Below are 3,442 nucleotides of genomic sequence, written 5' to 3'. Positions count from 1 at the left end.
GGTGCCGAGGCGGGTGCGGAGCAGCGGGACGGGCTGGGTCCAGCCGCCGCCCGTGCCGCCGGGTTCGAGCCCGAGCGCCTGGAGCCGGCCGATCAGATAGCCGATCGTGCGTTCCTCTCCCACCGTGCCGGGCGCGCGGCCCTGAAACTGGTCCGAGGCGAGGGTGCGCACGGTTTCGGTGAGGTTTTCGGCGGAGATGGCGGGGCTGGGAGCCGGCAAATTTTGGGCCGCGGTGGGGGCCGCCAAAGCGGCGAGGCAGAGGGCGGCGGTGAGGCGGAAGGTCATGGGGCAGGGTGTCCGTTGGATTTGGCCGCAAGAAACGGGGCGCGGCAGGGGGTGCGGGAGGGCATAGCCCGGACATGGACATGGAAACAATGCTTGCGCTCGACGCCCGCCTTGCCGCGATCGACTGGCCCGCACTCGCCGCCGCGCTCGATGCCGAAGGCTGGGCGGTGGTGCCGGGGTTGCTGGACGACGCCGAATGCGATGGGCTCGCCGCGCGCTACGACGCGCCCGAGGGGTTTCGCAGCCGGGTGCAGATGGCGCGGCACGGGTTCGGGCGGGGCGAATATCGCTATTTCGCCTATCCGCTGCCGGGGCCGGTCGCGGCGCTGCGGTCGGCGCTCTATGCGCGGCTCGCGCCGGTCGCGAACCGCTGGCACGAACGGATGGGGATCGATGTCCGCTTTCCCGCGCGGCATGAGGACTTCCTCGCGCGCTGCCATGCGGCGGGGCAGGCGCGGCCGACGCCTTTGCTGCTCGATTATGGGCCGGGCGATTATAATTGCCTGCACCAGGACCTCTATGGCGACCATGTCTTCCCGTTGCAGGCGGCGGTGCTGTTGTCGGCGCCGGAAGCGGATTTTACCGGCGGCGCGTTCGTGCTGACCGAGCAGCGCCCGCGCATGCAGTCGCGCGCCATGGTCGTGCCGCTGGGCAAGGGCGACGCGGTGGTCTTTGCGGTCAATGCGCGGCCGGTAAAGGGCAGCCGCGGCGATTATCGCGTCGCGATGCGCCACGGGGTGAGCGCGCTGCGATCGGGGCGGCGGCGGACGCTGGGGATCATCCTGCACGACGCGGCGTGAAGGCGGCGCCCTATTCGGCCTCGGTGCTGAGCCCCAGCGCGGGGATGCCGATCGAGCGGCGGCCGCCGAAGTCCGAGCGTACGACGACCGCGCCATGTTTTTCCATATAGTCGACGAGGCGGCGGATGCGGCCCGGCGAGCGTGTGCCATAGGCGCGGCCGAGCGCGTCATCGTCGGGGCAGGGCAGCCCCTCCATCGCGGCGCGGCCGATCTGGACGAAGGGAGCGAGCATGTCGTCGGGCAGGCGCGACGCGGCGTCGAGCAAATCGGCCCAGCGCGCATCGGCGGGGTCGAAGATGCCGCCCTTTGCGAGCGCGAAGCGGCGGCGGAACTGCGCGAGGTCGAGCGGCACGCGCGCGAGCCGCGCCATGCGGCAGCGGACCGAGAAATCCTGGTAGAGAAAGGCCTCGGGATGAAAGGCGCCGTCGGGGTCGGCGAGCATGTCGTGCAGCGCGGCGACGATGCCCGCCTCGATATCCTCGGCGGCGGCCGCCGCCGCGGCTTCGGCGGCCTCGGCCTCTTCGGGGCTGAGTTCGGGCGGCGCGGCGGGCTCGGCGAGCGCGAGGTCGTCGTCCTGCGCCGCGAATTGCTGCATCAGGTCGTGCGCCGGGACCACCTTGGGCGCGGGGGGCGGTGGCGGCGGCGGCATGCTCTCAAGCTCGGCGAAGAGCATCGTGCGCATGTCCTGCGGCTCGGCATCAGGCAGCGGCAGCAGCGAGTGGGTGCCGGCGCGCGTCGCGGTCTGGGTCGAGCCGATGCGGATCGACACCGGGCGGCGCGAGATGGCGGGGCCGAGCCCGAGGAAATGGCCGCGGTCGAGGTCGCGGATCGCCTCGGCCTGGCGGCGCTCCATGCCGAGCAGGTCGGCGGCGCGCGCCATGTCGATGTCGAGGAAGGTGCGCCCCATCAGGAAATTGCTCGCCTCGGCCGCGACATTCTTGGCGAGCTTGGCGAGGCGCTGGGTCGCGATCGCGCCGGCGAGCCCGCGCTTGCGGCCGCGGCACATGAGGTTGGTCATCGCCGACAGGCTGGCACGGCGGACATTGTCCGAGACGTCGCCCGACGCGCTGGGGGCGAACATCTGCGCCTCGTCGACGACGACGAGCGCCGGAAACCAATGTTCGCGCGGGGCGTCGAACAGCGCGTTCAGAAAGGCGGCGGCGCAGCTCATCTGCGCTTCGATATCGAGCGTGTCGAGCGCGACGATCACCGAGGCGCGATGCTCGCGGATGCGCGCGCCCATCGCCGCGATCTCGCGCTCGCTATAGTCGCCGGCATTGACGACGACATGGTTGTAGCGGTCGGCGAGGGTGACGAAATCGCCCTCGGGATCGATCACCACCTGCTGGACGAGCCCCGCGCTTTCCTCGAGGATGCGGCGCAGCAGGTGCGATTTTCCCGACCCCGAATTGCCCTGCACGAGCAGGCGCGTCGCGAGCAGTTCCTGCACGTCGATGCGGACCGCATTCTGCGCGGCGTCGGTTCCGATGGTGATGCTGCTGTCCACGATGACCGGCACCTAGCGGGGCGCGGGCGGGGTGGCAACCAAGCGATCGACCGGCACGCGTCCGTCAGGCCAGCGCCAGCCGGCTGGCTTCGTCGGCCCCGAACGGCGCGAGGAATTCGTCATAGTCGGGCATCGCGGCGACCTGTAGCGCGACCTGCGCGCGCGCCGCCTGCAGCATCTTGCTACGCTCGGCTTCGGGAAGCGTGCTGGCGACGGGGTGATTGTGGCCGGGGGTGAGCCCTTGGCCGGTGAGGATCGCATACCAGCTGAGATCGCCGAAGAAGCTGCCCTTGGGCGGCAGCGTCTCGCCGCGCGAGCGGAACAGGTCGAGCCGTTCGGCAAGGCTGTCGGGGAGCGTCATCGCCCTGCAATAGCGCCAGAATTCCGTGTCGTCGCGCTCGGTGCAGACATAATGGGCGATGATGAAATCGCGGCAATCCTCGAACAGCGCGTTGATCTGGTCGTTGAAGCGCCGCGCCAGCCGGGGGTCGAAGTCGCGGCCGGGGAACAGCGCGAGCAGATTCTGGATCGCCGCCTGAATCAGATAGATGCTGGTCGATTCCAGCGGTTCGAGAAAGCCGCCCGACAGGCCGATCGCGACGCAATTGCCGATCCAGCTCTGCCGCCGCCGTCCGGTGACGAAGCGCAGGATGCGGGGGTCCGCCAAGGGGGCGGCATCGAGCCGCGCCATCAGCGCGTCGGTTGCGGCCTGTTCGTCGATGAAGGCGCTGGAGAAGACATAGCCGTTTCCGGTCCGGTGCTGGAGCGGAATGCGCCATTGCCAGCCCGCCTCGCGCGCGGTCGAGCGCGTGAACAGGTTGGGCTTTTCGTGCCGCGCCGAGGGGACTGC

General features: G+C 70.3%; 3 protein-coding genes and 1 pseudogene. 1 reads left to right on the top strand and 3 read right to left on the bottom strand.

Annotated features, from left to right (window positions below; translation table 11 throughout):
• Positions 1–285, bottom strand: a pseudogene (locus B1A78_RS20975) (peptidase M20); the annotation flags it as partial.
• 89 nt (positions 286–374) lie between these two features.
• Here B1A78_RS20975 and B1A78_RS20970 point away from each other — a divergent pair.
• Positions 375–1,085, top strand: a complete 711-nt coding sequence (locus tag B1A78_RS20970; RefSeq protein WP_256839735.1) for a 2OG-Fe(II) oxygenase — start codon at positions 375–377, stop codon at positions 1,083–1,085.
• A 10-nt stretch (positions 1,086–1,095) separates the two neighbouring features.
• On the opposite strand, the gene B1A78_RS20965 is transcribed toward B1A78_RS20970, so the two are convergent.
• Both B1A78_RS20965 and B1A78_RS20960 read right to left on the bottom strand, forming a co-directional pair.
• Positions 1,096–2,592 (bottom strand): ATP-binding protein, encoded by a 1,497-nt coding sequence (locus B1A78_RS20965; RefSeq protein WP_077148795.1) that lies wholly within the window; start codon positions 2,590–2,592, stop codon positions 1,096–1,098.
• A 64-nt stretch (positions 2,593–2,656) separates the two neighbouring features.
• The coding region (locus B1A78_RS20960) for a tryptophan 7-halogenase (protein WP_144037947.1) at positions 2,657–3,442 on the bottom strand (786 nt) is incomplete at its 5' end.

Origin of the sequence: Sphingopyxis sp. KK2 (genome assembly GCF_001990265.1) — a bacterium.
GTDB lineage: Bacteria > Pseudomonadota > Alphaproteobacteria > Sphingomonadales > Sphingomonadaceae > Sphingopyxis.
Note: the sequence above shows the minus strand (reverse complement) of the source record. Positions and strands in the feature narration are given on the sequence as shown.